The sequence below is a fragment of the Shewanella sp. Pdp11 genome (assembly GCF_002838165.1).
Taxonomy (GTDB): domain Bacteria; phylum Pseudomonadota; class Gammaproteobacteria; order Enterobacterales; family Shewanellaceae; genus Shewanella; species Shewanella hafniensis.
Genome location: NZ_CP015194.1, coordinates 3,718,605 through 3,736,969, shown reverse-complemented (window position 1 = coordinate 3,736,969; position 18,365 = coordinate 3,718,605). Strand labels below are relative to the sequence as shown.

General features: G+C 48.0%; 15 protein-coding genes. 2 read left to right on the top strand and 13 right to left on the bottom strand.

Going from position 1 to position 18,365, the window contains the following annotated elements; genetic code table 11:
* Window positions 1-6 precede the first annotated feature (6 nt).
* From AYJ58_RS16470 to AYJ58_RS16410, 13 genes are all read right to left on the bottom strand, one after another.
* Window positions 7-1,020 (bottom strand): efflux RND transporter periplasmic adaptor subunit, encoded by a 1,014-nt coding sequence (locus tag AYJ58_RS16470; protein ID WP_106650958.1) that lies wholly within the window; start codon window positions 1,018-1,020, stop codon window positions 7-9.
* Between the two features lie 176 nt (window positions 1,021-1,196).
* Window positions 1,197-1,913, bottom strand: a complete 717-nt coding sequence (locus AYJ58_RS16465; RefSeq protein WP_106650957.1) for an SIMPL domain-containing protein — start codon at window positions 1,911-1,913, stop codon at window positions 1,197-1,199.
* 173 nt (window positions 1,914-2,086) lie between these two features.
* Window positions 2,087-2,473, bottom strand: a complete 387-nt coding sequence (locus AYJ58_RS16460) for a VOC family protein (protein WP_106650956.1) — start codon at window positions 2,471-2,473, stop codon at window positions 2,087-2,089.
* A gap of 103 nt (window positions 2,474-2,576) precedes the next feature.
* The gene (locus AYJ58_RS16455; RefSeq protein ID WP_106650955.1) at window positions 2,577-3,878 is read right to left on the bottom strand and encodes an OmpP1/FadL family transporter; all 1,302 of its coding nucleotides are present in this window, start codon (window positions 3,876-3,878) and stop codon (window positions 2,577-2,579) included.
* Between the two features lie 353 nt (window positions 3,879-4,231).
* Window positions 4,232-5,683 (bottom strand): sodium/proline symporter PutP, encoded by a 1,452-nt coding sequence (putP, locus tag AYJ58_RS16450; protein WP_106651851.1) that lies wholly within the window; start codon window positions 5,681-5,683, stop codon window positions 4,232-4,234.
* A 157-nt stretch (window positions 5,684-5,840) separates the two neighbouring features.
* A complete protein-coding gene (locus AYJ58_RS16445; RefSeq protein WP_106650954.1) occupies window positions 5,841-6,545 on the bottom strand; it encodes a DUF3379 domain-containing protein in 705 nt (234 codons plus the stop codon).
* On the bottom strand, window positions 6,538-7,101 hold the full coding sequence (locus tag AYJ58_RS16440; protein ID WP_106650953.1) for a sigma-70 family RNA polymerase sigma factor: 564 nt from the start codon (window positions 7,099-7,101) through the stop codon (window positions 6,538-6,540). Before AYJ58_RS16440 ends, AYJ58_RS16445 begins: the two co-directional genes overlap by 8 nt.
* Before the next feature lie 72 nt (window positions 7,102-7,173).
* Window positions 7,174-8,883 carry a BatD family protein gene (locus AYJ58_RS16435; RefSeq protein ID WP_106650952.1) on the bottom strand — a complete coding sequence of 570 codons (1,710 nt, stop codon included), beginning with the start codon at window positions 8,881-8,883 and terminating at the stop codon, window positions 7,174-7,176.
* Window positions 8,877-10,874: a vWA domain-containing protein gene (locus AYJ58_RS16430; protein ID WP_106650951.1), complete on the bottom strand. Its 1,998-nt coding sequence runs from the start codon at window positions 10,872-10,874 to the stop codon at window positions 8,877-8,879. The genes AYJ58_RS16435 and AYJ58_RS16430 overlap by 7 nt, the downstream gene beginning before the upstream one ends.
* Window positions 10,874-11,893 carry a vWA domain-containing protein gene (locus AYJ58_RS16425; RefSeq protein WP_106650950.1) on the bottom strand — a complete coding sequence of 340 codons (1,020 nt, stop codon included), beginning with the start codon at window positions 11,891-11,893 and terminating at the stop codon, window positions 10,874-10,876. The genes AYJ58_RS16430 and AYJ58_RS16425 overlap by 1 nt, the downstream gene beginning before the upstream one ends.
* On the bottom strand, window positions 11,887-12,543 hold the full coding sequence (locus AYJ58_RS16420; RefSeq protein ID WP_106650949.1) for a DUF4381 domain-containing protein: 657 nt from the start codon (window positions 12,541-12,543) through the stop codon (window positions 11,887-11,889). Before AYJ58_RS16420 ends, AYJ58_RS16425 begins: the two co-directional genes overlap by 7 nt.
* A gap of 2 nt (window positions 12,544-12,545) precedes the next feature.
* Window positions 12,546-13,499, bottom strand: a complete 954-nt coding sequence (locus AYJ58_RS16415; protein ID WP_106650948.1) for a DUF58 domain-containing protein — start codon at window positions 13,497-13,499, stop codon at window positions 12,546-12,548.
* Window positions 13,500-13,522: 23 nt separating this feature from the next.
* Complete coding sequence (locus AYJ58_RS16410; protein WP_106650947.1) at window positions 13,523-14,479, bottom strand: AAA family ATPase; 957 nt, start codon at window positions 14,477-14,479, stop codon at window positions 13,523-13,525.
* Window positions 14,480-14,741: 262 nt separating this feature from the next.
* On the opposite strand from AYJ58_RS16410, the gene fadI reads away from it, so the two are divergent.
* Window positions 14,742-16,052 (top strand): acetyl-CoA C-acyltransferase FadI, encoded by a 1,311-nt coding sequence (gene fadI / locus AYJ58_RS16405; protein WP_106650946.1) that lies wholly within the window; start codon window positions 14,742-14,744, stop codon window positions 16,050-16,052.
* 5 nt (window positions 16,053-16,057) lie between these two features.
* Window positions 16,058-18,178 carry a fatty acid oxidation complex subunit alpha FadJ gene (fadJ, locus tag AYJ58_RS16400; protein ID WP_106650945.1) on the top strand — a complete coding sequence of 707 codons (2,121 nt, stop codon included), beginning with the start codon at window positions 16,058-16,060 and terminating at the stop codon, window positions 18,176-18,178.
* Window positions 18,179-18,365 lie beyond the last annotated feature (187 nt).

The following is an 18,365-nucleotide window of genomic DNA, read 5'->3' as shown; positions in this document are numbered from 1 at the left end:
GGGAATTTATTGCTTTTTGCTGAGCAACACTTGGTAGGCATCAAGGGCAACCTTGTCACCCGACTTAAGGCCCGCCAGCACTTCGACCTCGCCATCTAAGGGATTAGCGACGCGGACTTGGGTGAGTACAAATTCTTCGCCTTTTTTAAGGTAAACGCTGCTCAGTTCGTTCATTGTGAGTAGTGCTGAGGTGGGCAATTGGATTTTTTCTCGCTCGCCATTTTTAAAGGAAGCCTTTGCCCACGTGCCGGGTTGAAGATTAGCTTCATTTTCTGGCAAATTAATGCGCACTTGATAACTGTGGCTGACGGGATCGGCGAAACTAAAAATCGTGAGGTCAGTTGAGGTTAACTCGCGGCCATCACTTAAGCGGACGAGGAATTCGGGGGCATTTTTAAGTTGGTTAATGTAACGCTGTGGCACTTGGGTAATAGCGCGCATTTGACTCGCGGAAAACCCTGAAAGTAGCGCTTGTCCTGGGCTGACGGTTTCACCCAGTTCGACAAATCGCTCTGTGACTACACCACTAAAAGGCGCTGAAACGACAGTGTATTTTAAGGATTCGTTGGCTTTGATGACACGGGCTTGTGCTGCACTGACGGCTTGCTCTGTTGCTTTAGCATTGGCGGTGGCTTCATCCATCGCGCCCTTAGAAATCGCGCCTTGGGGAAATAGCTCTTTATAACGTTTGTATTGTGCCTGAGCTTCGACATTTAAAGCCTTCGCTTTGGCTAGATCAGCCTCAAAGCTCGCCAGTTCCGCGCCTTGCTCTTTACTGGTGATCTCCAGTAGCGCGGCTCCCTCTGGGACAACATCGTTAACATCGTAGTTGAGTTTGACAATACGGCCAGAGGTTTGCGCCGATACCGTCGCCGCTTTTACTGCTTCTATGGTGGCATCTAAGGTGACCCAATTGGCGTAGGGTTTAGTTAAGACTTCGATGGTTTCGACTGAGGCAGCCTGAGCTTGAGTACTGGAAAGTGCCAGCAGTAAGAAAAAAGCACGAGAAATTGATGTCATAACTTATATCACCCCAGATGTAATTTATGAGAAAATTCTAATGGAGTTGTTTTCAATAGGCAATCAATATTTATTAGAAAAATTTAATGTAGTGTTTTTACCTAATTTAGGAATAAGGAATAAGGCCTATAGCGCCTTATTCCTCCTGCTTCAGAGCTTCAAATTAAGCCTAAAATTTAGTCATTTAAATAATAGGTTAGTGTGGAAACGATGCGAATTTGTTTAATGTAAGGCGTGCTGCTGTCGCGGTCTGAAATAGTGAACTGGCCTTGACTCGCACTTTTAATTTTTCCGAGGCGAGAATCCGAATCCTTAGCAAATTTTTCAGCCACTTCGCGGGCATTTTGAGTCGCTTCTTGCACCATGACAGGTTTGACTGAGTTGAGATCGGTAAACAGAAACTCAGTGCGATTATCATAATCTTGGCTGGCAATCGCTATATCTTCTTTTACTAAGTTAATCATTTGCTTACGGGTGTTCAGCATGAGATCAATTTGTGGGGTATAAACTGATAGGTTCACTTTTGCCGAGTAACGGTATCTAACGTTGGGATCGACATAACCTTGGGCTTGGCGATCTTCAATTGAAGGTAATGAAATCGTAATTTCGCTATCGCTAAAGCCTTGTTCCTTTAAAAATGCCACTACACGGTCGGTTTTTTGCTGAACCGTCTCGTAGAGTTTAGGCAGATTATTATCGACCTCAGTGAAATTGATTGGCCAAATCGCCACATTGGCTTTGACTTCTTTTTCCGCTAAGCCCTTGACTGTCACTGTGCGTTCCATGGCTTTCATCTGCAATAAGGCCGTGCTCGCTGTCTGGCCGACATACACAAGCCCAGCACAAAGGAAACCGCCCAGTAGCAGGGCTGGAAGGATGTTATTTTTTTCCATAAAAAGAATCTCTTGATTAGATGAACTCAGCCTACGATACCCAATAAACTTAAGTCATGCACTGGGTTTATTCGGGATAGATGCCGCTTAAGATTTGCAGGCTTCAGGTTGGCAATATCAGCTTGATGTCGCTTTTTCAGCTCGATGGCTCATTTTTCAGATTTTCAGACAGGCTATTTTTCTGGAGGAATAACACTCGGCTGCCATAATTCGACTTTATTACCGTCAGGGTCAATAAACCAGCCAAAGCGGCCAAATTCTGAATCTTCAATACCACCAATCGGTTGACCGCCACCTTGCTCTACTTGTACGAGGGCTTGCTCTAGATCGTCAACGACAAAGTTGAACATAAACCCTTTATCTGAGGGGGCGAAATAGTCCGTGCTATGGGCGAAAGGGGTCCAAACATGGTAGCCAAGAGTTGATTTATCTGTGTGATAAAACGCGGCGCCTCCCCAGTTTTCAATGGGGACTTGAAGATGGGTTTTGTACCAAGTTGCCAAGGCAACGGGATCGACACTTTTAAAGAAAATTCCACCGAGTCCAATGACTTTAGCCATAGCCGTAGCTGCATTTACAGGAGTATGAATTAACTTTAGGCAATAAATGCTTAAGATACAAAAAAGCCGCAAAAAATGCGGCTTTTGGTGTTAGGAATTTATCTTAGAACTGGTAGCTGTATTGAACTGAGTAGTACATACCACTCGATTCAGTAATCGCATTAACAGGGCCTATGCCTGTGATAGAGCTGTTTTCGATCAAGTGAACTTCTTCACCTTTAATATAAGCGATACCAAAGTCAACGGTGTTTTGTGGGTTGATGTGGTAGCTCATACCCGCTGTATACCAGTTACGGTCAGAGTCTGGGAATGAAATTGAGCTAATTTCGTCCACAACGCCTTGGTCATGCATATAACCTGCACGTACAGTAAATTGCTCATTGATAGTATAAGTACCACCTAGGCTGAATAACCATGAATCTTTCCATTGGTATTCTTTCAGCGCAACATCACCTACGGCTTGAGTCACTCCAACAGCTGGAATGGTTGCAACACCATCTTTAGCTGTGATTTGTTCAAAATTACCCCACTGTGTGTGCTGCGCAGTATAGTGCAGAGCAAACTTAGGGGTGATTTGATGAAAACCTGCAACTTGGAAGATATCCGCTAGCGGTACATCTAAACTATCAAAACTGGTGGCAACAGCCACTTGTCCAACATTTGGTATATTGGTTGATGTAATGGTATTAACATCACCTTTAACATTTACTGTTGGGCTGAAACGGTAGCTGATACCGAAACGATTGTCTTTATCTAACTCAATTGTGGCACCCACAATACCACCAAACGCCCAACCGTCAGCGTCGACGTCAACCAGAGGTGTCGCGCCCATGTTACGGGTTAAACGACCTTCACCGTAAATGGCATCAATACCAGCACCGATACTGAACATGTCATTAATACGGTATGAAAGGCTGGCGTTAAAGTTAACCGTTGTGACTTCAGTTTCGCCAAGCAGATCATAGGGTGCTGGTGAGTTCGCAGGTAAACTCTTTGAAAGTGAACTGGCATCGGTACCGGTACCAAAGTTAGAAAACGCGGCAAAGCCCACGGCGAACTTATCGTCGATTGGGTGGATGTAGAAAATATTAGGGATAATTTTAGAGCTACCCGCGTCATCGATGCTGCCTAAGTCAACGGCACCACCGGCAAAGTTAACGTCTTTAACATCAACAGTAATATCGGCATAAGTTAAGCCAAAAGACACTGCATCTTTATCGAATAATGCCATAGCAGCAGGGTTACGTGATAACACAGAAGCGTTATCGGCAATAACCGCATCACCCGCAAATGCACGGCCCATACCCGTTGCTGATTGGCTGTTTAGTTGAAAACCTGAAGCTAAGGTTTGTGTGCTTGCTAATGCGACAGAAACGGCAATGAGTGTCTTGTTGAATGTTTTCATTATTATTCTCTCTATTCTTTATAAGTATTGGATTTTTATTCGGTCCTAGTCAGCCGAAAGTATTTAAATCCATTTATTAGTCTTCGGCATCTTATGGACTGAATGTAGCCTCAACAAGTCCGACCAGATGTGAAAAATGTTAATTTTCAGTTAATTAAAAAACTTTAAAACAGAGATTGAACTTTAGCATGCTTGAATGGTCTGGCCAGATGCTTGATATGAAGGGCTTTGGGTTTATCGATAGGTTTCAATTGACGTTAACGGTTTGTAATTTTGTGTTGAGTGTTTAAAAGGATACAAAATGTAAAAAGCGCACAAGTGTGCGCTTTTTAAGTGATACAAGCGTGTTGAAACTAGAGTGAAGACTTAAATTGCTCGAACTCTGTGGTTACATTTTCACTCGGTGCAGACAATTTACTCACCAAAATACCGGCAAATGTGGCGAATACAAACCCTGGGAGGATTTCGTATAGTTCGAAAATACCACCAGTGAGTTGCTTCCAAATCACGACTGTTAATGCGCCGACAATGATAGTGGCGATGGCGCCATTACGACTATATTGCTTCCAAAATAGTGATAATAAGACCACAGGACCAAAGGCCGCACCAAAGCCTGCCCAAGCATAACTCACAAGGCTCAATACACTACTTTCAGGATTAAGGGCAATGATGCCTGCGATCACGGCAATCGCCAGCACGCCCATGCGACCTACCATCATCAGTTCACGATCATCCGCTTGTGGGCGTAACCATTTACGGTAGAAATCTTCGGTGATAACGCTTGAGCATACCAGTAACTGTGAATCGATAGTGCTCATAATCGCCGACAAGATGGCCGCAATGAGTAGACCGCCAATCCAAGGGTTAAACGCGGCTTGTGCTAAATGAATAAATACCGTTTCTGAATTCGCTAGAGGGGCGTTAGCGAAATATAAGGAACCTGCAAGACCTGTCGCGAGCGCACCAATCAGCGATAATACCATCCAGCTCATGGCAATACGGCGCGACAAGGGCAGGGCGTCGGCACTGCCAATCGCCATAAAGCGCGACAAAATATGCGGTTGACCAAAATAGCCAAGGCCCCATGCGAGTAAAGACAACATGCCTATCACTGTGGTTTTGTCACTGACTAAGGCCAACATTGCAGGATCGATAGTTTCAATACCTGCGTGGCTTTCAGGGTGAGAGAAAACGGCAAAAGGCACAATTAAAAGGGCTACAAGCATTAAACAGCCTTGGAAAAAGTCTGTCCAACACACGGCAAAGAAGCCACCAATAAAGGTATAACCGACTATGATGGCTGAGCCAATCACTAGCGCCACTGTGTAATCGAGACCAAAAACTTTTTCAAACAGAATCGCGCCACCGACCATGCCTGAGGAAGCATAGAAAGTGAAAAACACTAAAATAGTGATTGCGGAGACGAGCTTGAGATAGCCTTGGGTATCGTGGAAACGTTTCTCGAAGAAATCCGGTAAGGTGAGGGCATTATCGGCGAGTTGAGTGTAAATACGCAGTCGTCTGGCGACAAATAACCAGTTTAGCCAAGCGCCAAAAATTAATCCTATGCCAATCCAAGCTTCACCTAAGCCGCCTAAGTAGACCGCGCCGGGTAAACCCAGTAACAGCCAACCTGACATATCGGATGCACCCACACTGAGTGCGGTCACAGCGGGGCCCATTTTGCGGCCGCCTAAAATATAATCATCAACAGTATCGGTAGCACGGTAAGCCCAAAAACCTATGCCCATCATCAATACTAAGTAACCAACAAATGTGATTAAAATCGGGGTTTCAATCGTCATCTTGCCTTTTCCCATCTTTTTATTATTAAAAGTGGCAAGCATGCTACCAGATGTTTGAACAATCGCCCATTAGCAGATAAAAGTGTGATTAAAATCTAACCTCCGATTGCATTGAAATATCGGAGGTTAATTTAAAAATGGTAAATATAATATATGGTTAGATAAAGGTGTTCTTGATTTCGTCTTTCACATAGCTAAGGTCAGCTTGATCCTCACCTATGAGCAAAATAAACGCATCTGGTGTTTCAAAGCCCATTCCTTGGTATTTGCCATCGGCGAAGGTTTGGTCTAGCACCATACGTTTTTCGAGTGGCACGATAAAGAGTGTAACCTTGCTTTGCTCGCCCTGTAGCACTAAGTGCAGGCTTTTCACCCCTTGAAAATCACAATAGGAGGTGTAATACACTTTGCCTGGTTGCTGGGTGAACTTGGCATGACCAAAGTCTTTCATCGACGCGAGCTGCGCATTGACCTGATTAAAGTTGACGTTTTGATCCACCTGTAAGGCAACCCCTTCATGGTAGACATGGGCCAGTGCATGTTCGGCTAAATCGATTGGCCCTAAACGTAATAGACTAAAACTGATCCCCACCACAAATGCCACCGAGGCCGCCATGGCCACTAAAAAGCCGGTTTGACGGCGGTGTTTATGGTGTTGTTGTAACTGCTGACGCAAAATCAGTTTATCGGCGAGATCGTCCGCCACTTCCACTTTCAATGCATTTGTCAGTTTGGCATCAAGGTTTTTAAGCTCATTGATTAAGGCTTGGTTTTCTGGTTTAGCATTAATTTGCGCCAGAAAATCAGCATCTTGATTATGAGGATCTTCATAAGCTTGACGTCTAAATTTAAGCTCATCCATTGGATTGACCTCTTACCTCATTTTTCTCAAGTAATTCTTTCAATTGGCTTCTCGCCCGAAATAAACGTGTCATTACGGTGTTGCGATTAAGCTCCATCAGCTCGGCGATTTCATCGCCACTAAAGCCACCAATCAGTTGCAGTAAGAGTGGCTCGCGGTATTCGATATCCAGTTTGCCAATTTGCCGACGGATCAGATATTGCTCGGTCTGCTCTTCACTGCTATTGGAGATATTGTCCTCTAAGGTATCTTGCTCAACGTCGGAATAATCGAACTGTTTACGCTCGAAACGCCGTGCATTCTCACGCCTAAGAATCGTGATAAGCCATGCTTTCGCCGCTTTATCATCCTTGAGGGAATCTAAAGAGCGCCACGCCCGCAAGAAGGTTTCTTGGGTAATGTCTTCAGCCACATGTTTATCGCCGCATAACCAATAGGCGTAGCGGAAGATGTCTGCATGCAGCGCCTTGACTAGGCTGTTGTATCGTCGTTGTTTACTTAGCATGTCAGAAGAGACCGCAGGCTCGACGGATTTCTTACGCCAGTTAGCAAACATTTTTAATTTTTCGGCTTGGTGGTTGAATGTTTAGCATAGTTGAGCTCGCTTCTCTGTCATTAACCCCATAATTTACTTAGGATTCAGTGGGCTTAATGGCGCCGATTTTGGGTTTAAATGTTTATGCTCACAAGCCTTAACTGCGTTAAGCAATGCGGCGCACTCGGCGCTCAGCTTGTTAGTATTAGCATTGTTAGTATTCGCACTGTCAGTATGGCTGCTGGCATCGGCCTTCGCACTGTAGGCGGCAATTTGCAATTGCTGTATCGCCTTTGCGAGTTGCGGTGACTGCTCGGCAATCTTATCGAGTGTCATAGGCACTTGCTGTAATTCGCTGAAGTAGCGCTGTAACTGCAACATAATGCGGCTCACATCGCCACTGGCACAGGCTTGCTCCAATCCTTGGAAGCCCGCAACATTTACTGATTGTGCTGAACTTATTGAAGCGTTAAGCGCAGTCGAGGCGGCCGATGGTTTTTTCAAGGCGCGGCGCCAAGCGATTAAAGTGATGATCCAAGCGACGAGAGTGATCAGCCATAGCGCCGCAAATACCTTAACCATCCACGAGTCATTGTTGTCGGTCGCTGAATTTGCTTGCCAAGAGGCTTGGGCGGGCGCATCTGTCACTGCACCGCCTATTACCACTATGGTGCGTGCGGGTAGTGTTGCGGTTTCTTGACGTTTAAGGTGCGGATTCCACCAAGGCACTTTGACTTCGGGCAGGGTAAATGTTCCCACTTTGCTGGGAACGATTGCCGACGTAATACTGTACTGGGAGACAATTTGTGCATCGCGCACAAAGGTTTGTCGCTGAGGTTTTTCAGGATATGACTTCAGTTCATTAGGCAGAGTTTGCACTATATCTGGCAGGCTATTTTCATCGGCATTGGACGCCAACAAAGTAATAGTGCGAGTGATAGGGCTACCGACGGTAAATTCTTTAATATCCTCAGGGAAGTTCTCTTTTAACACCACTAAATCGGCAACCAGCCATTGGCCTTGGAAGCTTGTCGGTGCAGGATTCACTTGCACTGTGAGTGAGGGCGCCCCCGCTTGCATTGGGCGGCTTTCATTAAAGCCAAACATGCCGCCGCGGCGTTGGGATTCAACTAACACATCGCCCGCAAAGGTTGCACCTTTGATGTTCACTTGGCCGGGTAAGTCGGGAATGATGCCATAGGTGCGTTCAATCACGCGGTAACGGCGGCCATCGACTATCTCTGAGCCATCCTTATCTTCGCCAATTTGTTTGATCTGCGCGCCTTCGATGACTGGTGCGCTCAATACACCCCTTTGTAATTCCACTGCTAGATAGAGTTTCACCTTGTAGGTAATGAGCTGCCCAACATAGGCCTCGTCGGTTGACACTTTGGCATCGATGAATAGGTTGTTCATCTGCGCGGGCTGGCTACCCGTTTCGACCACTTTGAGTGGAATAGGCGCCGAGCTGATGCCATCGATAGTAAAGGCTGGAATGGTTAACTGACCTTGTTGTTTTGGCGCGAGTAGCACTTGCCAGCGAGTCTCTTTGACCGCGTCGAAGTTCATGATCTGTGTGCTGCGACTCACGCTGGTGCGGCCAACAATAAAGTCTTTCAGCAGGGCGGATGTGTCTAGTTTACCGGTATCGATTTCATCATCGACGCTGATGTTGAGCACAAAGTATTCGCCCTCCATCACAGGATTGCGATCGACCGATGCCTCAATTTTGCTGAGTGCAAAGGCGGGCTGAGCCACTCCGATGGCAAGGAGTAGCAGGATAAAAAATTGTCTGATTACCACTGTTCGTTATCCTTTGATATTTGGCCATTTTGACGGCGTTTTTGATATTCCAACTGCATCTTGTTGCGCAGTAACACTTGCGGGTCTTCACTCACGCCCCTCAGCGCTCGCTGCATTTCTGCGGGCAGTGGCTCGCTATTGGTTGGCGGTGCTTCGGCAGACTCACTCATAGCGGCTTCTTGTTTATCTTGCGCATTTTGCTCAGGAGCTTCTTTGGCGGCAACGCTTTGCTTTTCTTGCTCAGCTGACTTTTGCTCTTCAGCATCGGCTTTAGCCTGCGCTTGCATCTTAGCTTCATTGTCTGCAGGTGAATTGTCTACAGGCTCATTTTCCTGCGCATCCTGCTCGCCATTTTGCTTATCTTGCTCAGACTGTTGCTCATCCGTTTTTTGCTGTTCAGGGCTTTGATCCGCGTCGGCATCATCCTGTTGATCCTGAGACTCTTGCCCTGCTTGATCTTGCTTATCTTTCTGAGCGCTATCTTGGTCAGATTGCTGTTTATCCTGCGACTGTTGATTACCGGATTGTTGGTCGCCGGACTGTTGGTCACCTGATTGGGGATCTCCGGACTGCTGATCGCCTTGTTGATCTTGGTTCTTATCCTGTTGATCGTTTTTACCTTGCTGCTCTTTCAATAACTTTTCAGCCAGTTCAAGGTTGGCCTTTGCCGCAGGAAAATCGGTTTGTTTTTCTAGTGCGGCTTGATAGCGCTCCTTGGCCTTATCGGGTTTACCGAGTTGCATCAAGGCATTGCCTTGATTGTAGAGGCCTTGGGCCGAGCTATCTTGCTCGAAGGTTTTCAGCGCTTGCTCATAATCACCAGCTTTATATTGGGCGCTGCCTCGCCACTGGGGCGACTCAAACTGCTTAGCGGCGTTGGCATAATCTTGGGATTGATAGGCCTGCATCCCTTGCTGATCTGGCGTTTTCCACACATCTTCCCACACACTGGCATGGGCAGGCTGAGGCGCAGCCGCGAGCAGTATGCCGCCCGCGAGAGTGGCAAATCCAATGCTTGCAACTATTCCTTGCCTAAAACTGAAGAGGGCGGGGAGCAGTAATAACAGGGCGAGATAAGGGCCGAGATCCTGCCAAGTTTCACCGTCAAGATCTGTGGCTTTGGCATCGCCCGTATCACTTAACCAATCTTGCAATTGGGTCAGATCATTGCCGTCGGTGCGATTCTGGATTAACACGCCTTTGTTATTCGCGGCCAGTTTTTGCAGCAAAGCGAAATCAGTGCTGGCAACAACGACTTCATTGCTACTGTCGCGCTGCAATTGTCCATCGGGTAACCGAATTGGCGCGCCTTGGCTGGTTCCAAAAGCGACGATAGCAAGACGATATTGGGTGCCACTTAATGCCGAGTTAGCCTCATCAAATTGGGCTGCAGTTATGCCATCTGTCATCAGGATAATATCACCGCGAATATGCCCACCCTGAGCCAGTAGCGTTTTGGCTTGGGCTAAACCTGCCGCTAAGTTTGAGCCACGAACGGGCATGATCTCAGGGCTTAAGGTCGGCAATAAATTGAGTAGCGTGCCGGTATCGCGCGTTAACGGGCTGATGGTAAAGGCATCGCCGGCAAAGGCGACTAAACCTGTTTCACCTTCTTTAAGATTTCGCAGCAGATCCGTAGCCCTAAATTTAGCTTGGGTTAACCGGTTTGGTGCAAGATCGGTAGCGAACATAGACACAGACATGTCCATCACCAATACGCGGCCTTGCTCGGCGGCAAACACAGGTAAGGATTGTTTATTCACGGCAGGTCCGGCGAGCGCCAAGGTCGCAATCAACCAAGTGAAGGCTAATAAATGCAACGGACGACGGGATTTCTTGCTGCCTTGGGTGACCAATCTCTTGGCTAAGTGCGGCGCAATATACCGATTCCACGCGCTGTGGCTTTCGTGTTGCCGCCATAAACTCAACAAGGCTAAGGCTAGCGGCACTAGGGCGAGTAGCCATTCGGGACGAATAAAATGTAGGCTCATTATTTGATGTTCCCCTGTGAAGTGGTTGCGACAGAGGGTTTAACGCGGCGCGCTGCAAAGAGTGGCAATTGACCTAAGGCAATCCACAGACTCGTCAGTAATGCCAGTGCCAGCGGCCAATAGAACAGATCTGCCTGCGGACGATAGCTTAACTGGTCGCGACTCACAGGTTCGAGTTTATCGATTTCTTGGTAAATCTGGTCTAGCTCTTGGCTGTTACGGGCGCGAAAATAACGGCCGTGGGTGACGTCGGCGATGTGCTTAAGCTGGTTTTCATCCAGATCCATCGAAGGGTTAACCCGCTCGCGGCCAAAGAGTGTGCGGCGCTCCATCACATCGGCACCGACACCAACCGTATAAATAGTAACTTTACGATTAGCGGCAATTTGCGCTGCTTGCTCTGGTTCGATATTACCCGCGTTGTTAGAGCCGTCGGTCAATAAAATCAACACTCTGTTACTCTCGTCCATTTTATCGAAGCGCTTTACCGCCAGCGCGATAGCTTCACCTATGGCGGTTTGTTTACCGACTAAGCCGATTTGCGCTTCTTTTAAAAATTGGGCGACTGAACGTCTATCTTGGGTGAGCGGCGCCTGTAAATAGGCGTGATCGGCAAAGAGGATCAAGCCGATACGATCACCCTTGCGGCGCTCGATAAAGTCACTGACAACGTGCTGAATTAAAGTGAAACGGTCGACGGTTTTGCCATTTACCACCATGTCTTCAATCTGCATGCTGCCGGATAAATCCACCGCCATCATCAAATCGCGGCCTTGGCTTGGCAGTTCGATAGGGTCACCTAGCCACTGCGGACGAGCTATAGCAAGCACTAACAGGCACCACATCAGCCAGTAGCGTTTGCGACTCTGGCGCGTGTTGGCCGCTAAGCTTTGTTTACCTGTTTGGCTTATTCCGGGGAGTTGCAGCCGGCCACCATCCACTTGTACGGTTTGTTGGCGCCAAAAAATTAAAGGTAAAGGCAGTAATATCAATAGCCAAGGCCATGCAATGGTTAACATTGTGCCTCCGGTTGTTGGGTGTCAGCTGGCTGGGGTTGCGCTTGGCATTTAGCTTGAGCGTCGCCACTCGCTTGAACGTAGCCCTTAGCTGGAACAAGATTCGGCAGAGGTGCACTCAGTTTTACTTTTGATGCCAACCAAGCTTGTGCGAGTTCATGTAACTCATTGGCTTCAGCTAAGGTCAACGGCGTGGGTTGATGACGTTTGGCTAACAAGGGGCCAAGACGTTGGCGTTTTGGCGCGGGTAAATAGCTGTCTAGCCACGTCGCCCAAGCTTCACCATCTAAGGAGGCTATTGCTTCTCTGCTGATATAACTCATGGCGGTGCGCTTTAATAGGCTATTGACATCAGAGACATAGGACGGCGCTTGTCTATCGAGCTGATTAAGTAACTGTTTCGCGGCTTTTTTCGGCGCTAAGTCACGGGCGCGTTTTCTTAGCCAGATAACTAAGAGTGCGATGAGGGCAATCACGAGTGCTAAAACTAGCCAATAACCGATTGCCCAAGGCCAAGCGCCGATCGGTTCGGGATGAATAATATCCTGCAGTTCCGCTAGTGCTGGGTTTGGCGCTGTAGCCATGGGGACTGCAGCCGGTGGATTTGCTATCACTGGTGTCACTATTTCTGAATTCACTGTTGCTGGATCCATAGTTAACGCAATAATTCCAATTGATGGGCTAGGGGAGCACCCGCATCGATAAGCTGGGTGCGCACGCGCAGTTGCTGCATCATGGCGATAAAGTCCCTTTGCTGACGCAGCTGGATATCAAGCCAAGCCTGATAACTGTGGCGGGTGAGCACTAAGTCCTCCTCCCCATCCTGTACTGGCAAACTAAAGTTGTGCGGTAACGGTAGTGTGCCTTGGCGCAGGGGATCGGTAATCAGGTAGGCGCCCACATCGCAATGACGTTTAAGCTCGGTTAACGGCGCGATACATTGGGGACTAAAATGGCTGCCATCTGTCACTATCCAAACTAAGGAGCCGGGTTTGGCGATGCGTTGTAATCGCTGACAGGCGCGCAGAATATGATCGGGATCGCGCTGGCCGCTGCCAACATGATTGAGTTGATTCTCATGCACGCGGCGCAGACCTGAGATTAATTGCAATATGCCCTGACGACGGCTGCGGGGTTTGAGCTCTAAATGCTCAGACTCGCTGGCGATCAAGGCGCCGAGCCTGTCGCCATGGTTAATCGCATTCCAACCTAAGGTGGTCGCTAGGTGTCCTGCTTGCACCGATTGCAGCAATAAACTCGAGCCAAAATAGAGGCTTTGACTCAAGTCGATCAACAACAGAATCGGGCGCTCACGTTCTTCGACAAATAACTTAGTGTGGGTTTTGCCCGTGCGAGCGGTCACGCGCCAATCAATGGTGCGCACATCGTCGCCCTGTTGGTAGTGGCGCACCTCGGCAAACTCCATCCCGCGGCCTTTGATTAAGCTGCTGCGATGGCCCGCTAAATTAGCGCGGGCACGGCTGTAACGCTCGGGCATCGCACGGGCGATATTTTGGCACGCCAGCAGCTCTTGCTCGGTTAAATGCAAGCCATCGGCAAACAGCGGCAAGCCATCGGCCGAGGCTGAGAGTCGCGCAGTGTCACTCATCTGATTCACCTTTATCTTTACCGTTAAGGTACTGCAACTTGACTCAAGATGTGGTTGATCACCTGATCGCGGCTGACACCTTCGGCTTGCGCTTGGTAGCTGAGTAGCAATCTGTGTCTTAACACATTCGGCGCAACGGCTTGAATGTCTTCAGGTGACACAAAGTCCCGCTCGTGAAGCCAAGCGCGGGCGCGGGCACAGCGTTCTAACGAAATAGTGGCGCGCGGGCTGACACCGTACTCAAGCCATTTCGCTAAGTCATCGCTGTAACGACTTGGCTCACGGGTCGCCATCACGATTTCGACTATGTATTTTTCGAGTGGCTCGGCGAGATAGATTTCCATGGCTTCGTCACGGGCGGCAAACACATCGGCCTGAGCAATCGGCTCAGTCGTTGGCAACTCGTGGGTGAGCGCTTCTTTACGGGATTGGCGCAGAATTTCGATTTCAGTCTCGCCGCTCGGGTAATCAAGGTTTAAGTGCATTAAAAAACGGTCAAGCTGTGCTTCGGGCAGCGGATACGTGCCTTCGTTCTCTAATGGGTTTTGGGTGGCCATCACTAAAAATAGCGGTGGCAGCTTATAACTGTGCTTACCGACGGTAACTTGACCTTCGGCCATGGCTTCTAACAGCGCCGATTGTACCTTGGCTGGGGCGCGGTTAATTTCGTCCGCCAAGATTAAATTGTGGAAAATCGGACCGGCTTCAAATTCGAAGGTGCCGGTTTGCGAGCGATAGATATCTGTGCCGGTTAAGTCGGCGGGTAGCAGATCTGGGGTAAATTGAATGCGGTGAAAATCGCCCTCAACCCCGTCACATAAGGCTTTCACTGCACGGGTCTTGGCCAGTCCTGGAGGTCCTTCAACTAATAAGTGACCATTGGCAATTAAGGCAATGAGCAGATTTTCGGTCAATACTGGCTGCCCTAAAACAACCTTATTTAGGTAAGTGCGTAATGCGTGGAAGCGACTCAAAGGCATGATGCTACTCGTTTTATTATGTTGAAAATACGTGTGTGGGCTATAGACAACGGATATGGTAAAGAATTCCCTTAGGGTTTGGCTAGTGTTAAAAAAACAAACAGGTGTTTAAAACTTGCTGACAAGAAGTTAGAATCAGATCACACTTTAATGGTCAGACCTGTTATTGGGCGTTTTTCGCCGTAAAACAATAGGTCAAACACGGAAATCGATAGCGCCGCCTGAAATCTCTCAGCGATTGCGCACATAAAGAGGGTGACAAATGAGTGATAGACAACAGGTTACGAACGCCAAGGGTGAACGTATCGCCATAGTAGCGGGTTTAAGAACGCCATTTGCAAAGCAAGCCACGGCATTCCACGGTGTATCGGCGCTCGATATGGGCAAAATGGTGGTCAATGAATTATTGGCGCGCTCTGAACTCGATCCTAAGCTGATTGAGCAATTAGTGTATGGACAAGTGGTGCAAATGCCCGCTGCACCTAACATTGCCCGTGAAATCGTACTCGGTACTGGCATGAATGTGTTGACCGATGCCTATAGTGTCACTCGTGCCTGTGCGACTAGCTTTCAATCTGCCGTCAACGTGGCCGAATCTATCATGACAGGCAATATCGAAATCGGTATTGCGGGCGGCGCCGACTCTTCTTCTGTCTTGCCTATCGGCGTGTCGAAAAAATTAGCCCATGCGTTAGTCGATCTGAATAAAGCCCGTAGCTTTGGGCAAAAATTACAAATTTTCCGTCGTTTAGGCATTAAAGATTTATTACCTGTGCCGCCTGCGGTAGCCGAGTACTCAACGGGCTTGTCTATGGGACAAACCGCCGAGCAGATGGCAAAAACCTACAATATTAGCCGCGCCGATCAAGATGCTTTAGCGCACCGCTCGCACACCTTAGCGAGTGAAACTTGGGCTTCGGGCCATCTTCGTGACGAAGTGATGGTTGCCCATGTGCCGCCGTATAAACAGTTTATCGATCGCGATAACAATATCCGCGAAAACTCGGTACTGGAGTCATACGCTAAGTTGCGACCTGCTTTCGACAAACAGCATGGTACTGTGACGGCGGCCAACAGTACGCCACTGACTGACGGTGCCTCAGCGATTATCCTGATGAGCGAAGGTCGAGCGAAAGCCTTAGGTTATCAACCGATTGGCTACATTAAGAGCTATGCCTTTAGCGCTATTGATGTGTGGCAAGACATGCTGATGGGGCCCTCTTACGCGACGCCACTGGCGCTGAAACGTGCTGGAATGGAACTAGAAGATCTTACCCTGATTGAAATGCATGAAGCCTTTGCGGCGCAGACATTAGCGAATATGCAGATGTTTGCTTCGAAAAAATTTGCCGAAGAAAAACTTGGCCGTAACCGCGCCATTGGTGAAATCGACATGAGCAAGTTTAACGTGCTAGGCGGCTCGCTTGCCTACGGCCATCCTTTTGCGGCAACGGGAACCCGTTTAATCACCCAAGTGTGCCGTGAGCTTAAGCGTCGTGGTGGTGGAACTGGCCTAACAACGGCCTGTGCGGCCGGTGGTTTGGGTGTGGCTATGATAGTGGAAGTGGAGTAATTGGCATGGAAAAGACCTTTAATTTAATCCGCCGCGACGACGGCATTGCCGTTTTGACTATGGATGTTCCTGGCGAAACCATGAACACCCTAAAAGCACAGTTTGGTCCTGAAATCAGTGAGATTTTAGCCGAAATTAAGAGTGATTCGAGCATTCGCGGTTTAGTGCTGATCTCGGGCAAAAAAGATTCTTTCGTCGCGGGCGCGGATATTTCTATGCTCGATGCCTGTAAAACGGCGGGCGATGCCAAAGCCTTATCCCAGCAAGGGCATGTGGTTTTTAATGAGTTAGAAGCCTTAAAAATTCCTGTGGTTGCGGCAATCCACGGTGCCTGTTTAGGCGGTGGTTTAGAGTTAGCCTTAGCCTGTCATCAAAGGGTATGTAGCGACGATGGCAAGACTATGCTCGGCGTACCGGAAGTCCAACTTGGCTTATTGCCAGGCGGCGGCGGCACTCAACGTCTGCCACGTTTAGTTGGTATTACCACCGCCTTAGATATGATGCTAACTGGCAAACAAATTCGTCCTAAACAAGCCTTGAAAATGGGCTTAGTGAATGATGTTGTACCGCAAACCATTTTGCTGCAAACCGCAGTTGAGATGGCGCTTGCGGGGAAACGTGCACCGAAACCTGTTAAAAAGTCACTCGTTAATCAAGTGCTTGAAGGCACGAGCTTTGGCCGTAATATTATTTTCGATCAAGCGACTAAACAGGTCGAAAAGAAAACCCAAGGTAATTATCCTGCGCCTGCCAAGATCATTGACTGCGTGCGTCAAGGTATTGCGAAGGGGATGCAAAAAGGGCTAGAAGTCGAAGCGAGTCACTTTGCCGAACTAGTGGTATCGAAAGAGTCTGAAGCGCTGCGCAGTATTTTCTTTGCGACCACAGAAATGAAGAAAGAAACCGGCGCAGAAGGCGCGAGCCCACGCAAAGTCAAAAAAGCGGTGATCTTAGGTGGCGGTTTAATGGGTGGCGGTATCGCATCTGTCACAACAACCAAGGCCAAAATCCCCGTTCGCGTAAAAGACATCAGCGAAAAAGGTTTAAGCAATGCATTGGCCTACGCCTACAAGTTGTTGGATAAAGGGGTTAAGCGCCGCCATATGACGCCTGCTGCCCGTGACAATTTAATGGCACTGATGACCACAACGACTGAATATAAAGGCGTTAACGATGCCGATATCGTTGTGGAAGCAGTATTTGAAGACCTAGCGCTTAAGCATCAAATGGTGAAAGACATAGAGCGTGAGTGTGGTGAGCACACTATTTTTGCGTCAAACACCTCATCTTTGCCTATTAGCCAAATCGCCGAGGCGGCGACACGTCCTGAGAATGTAATTGGTCTGCATTATTTCTCGCCAGTAGAGAAAATGCCGCTTGTGGAAGTGATTGCCCACGCTAAAACCTCGCCAGAAACCATTGCGACAACCGTAGCCTTTGCCCGTAAGCAAGGTAAAACACCGATAGTGGTGCAGGATGGCGCGGGTTTCTACGTGAACCGTATTCTTGCGCTTTACATGAACGAGGCTGCGCAATTATTACTTGAAGGCCAAAGTGTTGAACATCTTGATAAAGCGCTGGTTAAGTTTGGTTTCCCTGTGGGCCCCATTACTTTACTTGACGAAGTGGGTATCGACGTGGGCGCTAAGATTTCACCAATCCTCGAGAAAGAATTGGGTGGACGTTTTAAAGCGCCAGCGGCTTTTGACAAGCTTTTGGGTGACGATCGTAAAGGCCGTAAAAATGGTAAAGGTTTCTATCAATACGGCGCATCGAGCAAGAAAGCTAAAGCTGTCGATGAGAGTGTTTATGGCGTGTTAGGTATTAAGCCTGGCACCAATAAAGACGCCAAAGCAGTAGCCGAGCGTTGTGTGGTGCAAATGCTTAATGAAGCGGTGCGTTGCTTGGATGATGGAATTATTGCATCGCCAAGAGATGGTGATATTGGCGCCATTTTCGGTATTGGCTTCCCACCATTCCTCGGTGGTCCATTCCATTATATTGACACTTTGGGCGCCGCGAACTTAGTGCGAATTCTTGAAGGTTATCAAAGTCAATTAGGCAGCAGATTCGAACCTTGTGAGCGCTTGAAAACCATGGCTCAAGAAAACGCGCACTTTTTCTAAGTTTTAGTGAATCTAAGTCATAGTTAATCTAGGTCTTAGTCAACTAAGGTTGAATAAAAAAGCGGCAGATCATTGCCGCTTTTTTTATTGCCACAAGGCATGTTTTTGCCTAAAAAATGTTCACAATTTAGCTGTAGATCTTGTATTATCCAAGCCCTTGATGAAGAAAGCTGTGCTCAGTGCTAGG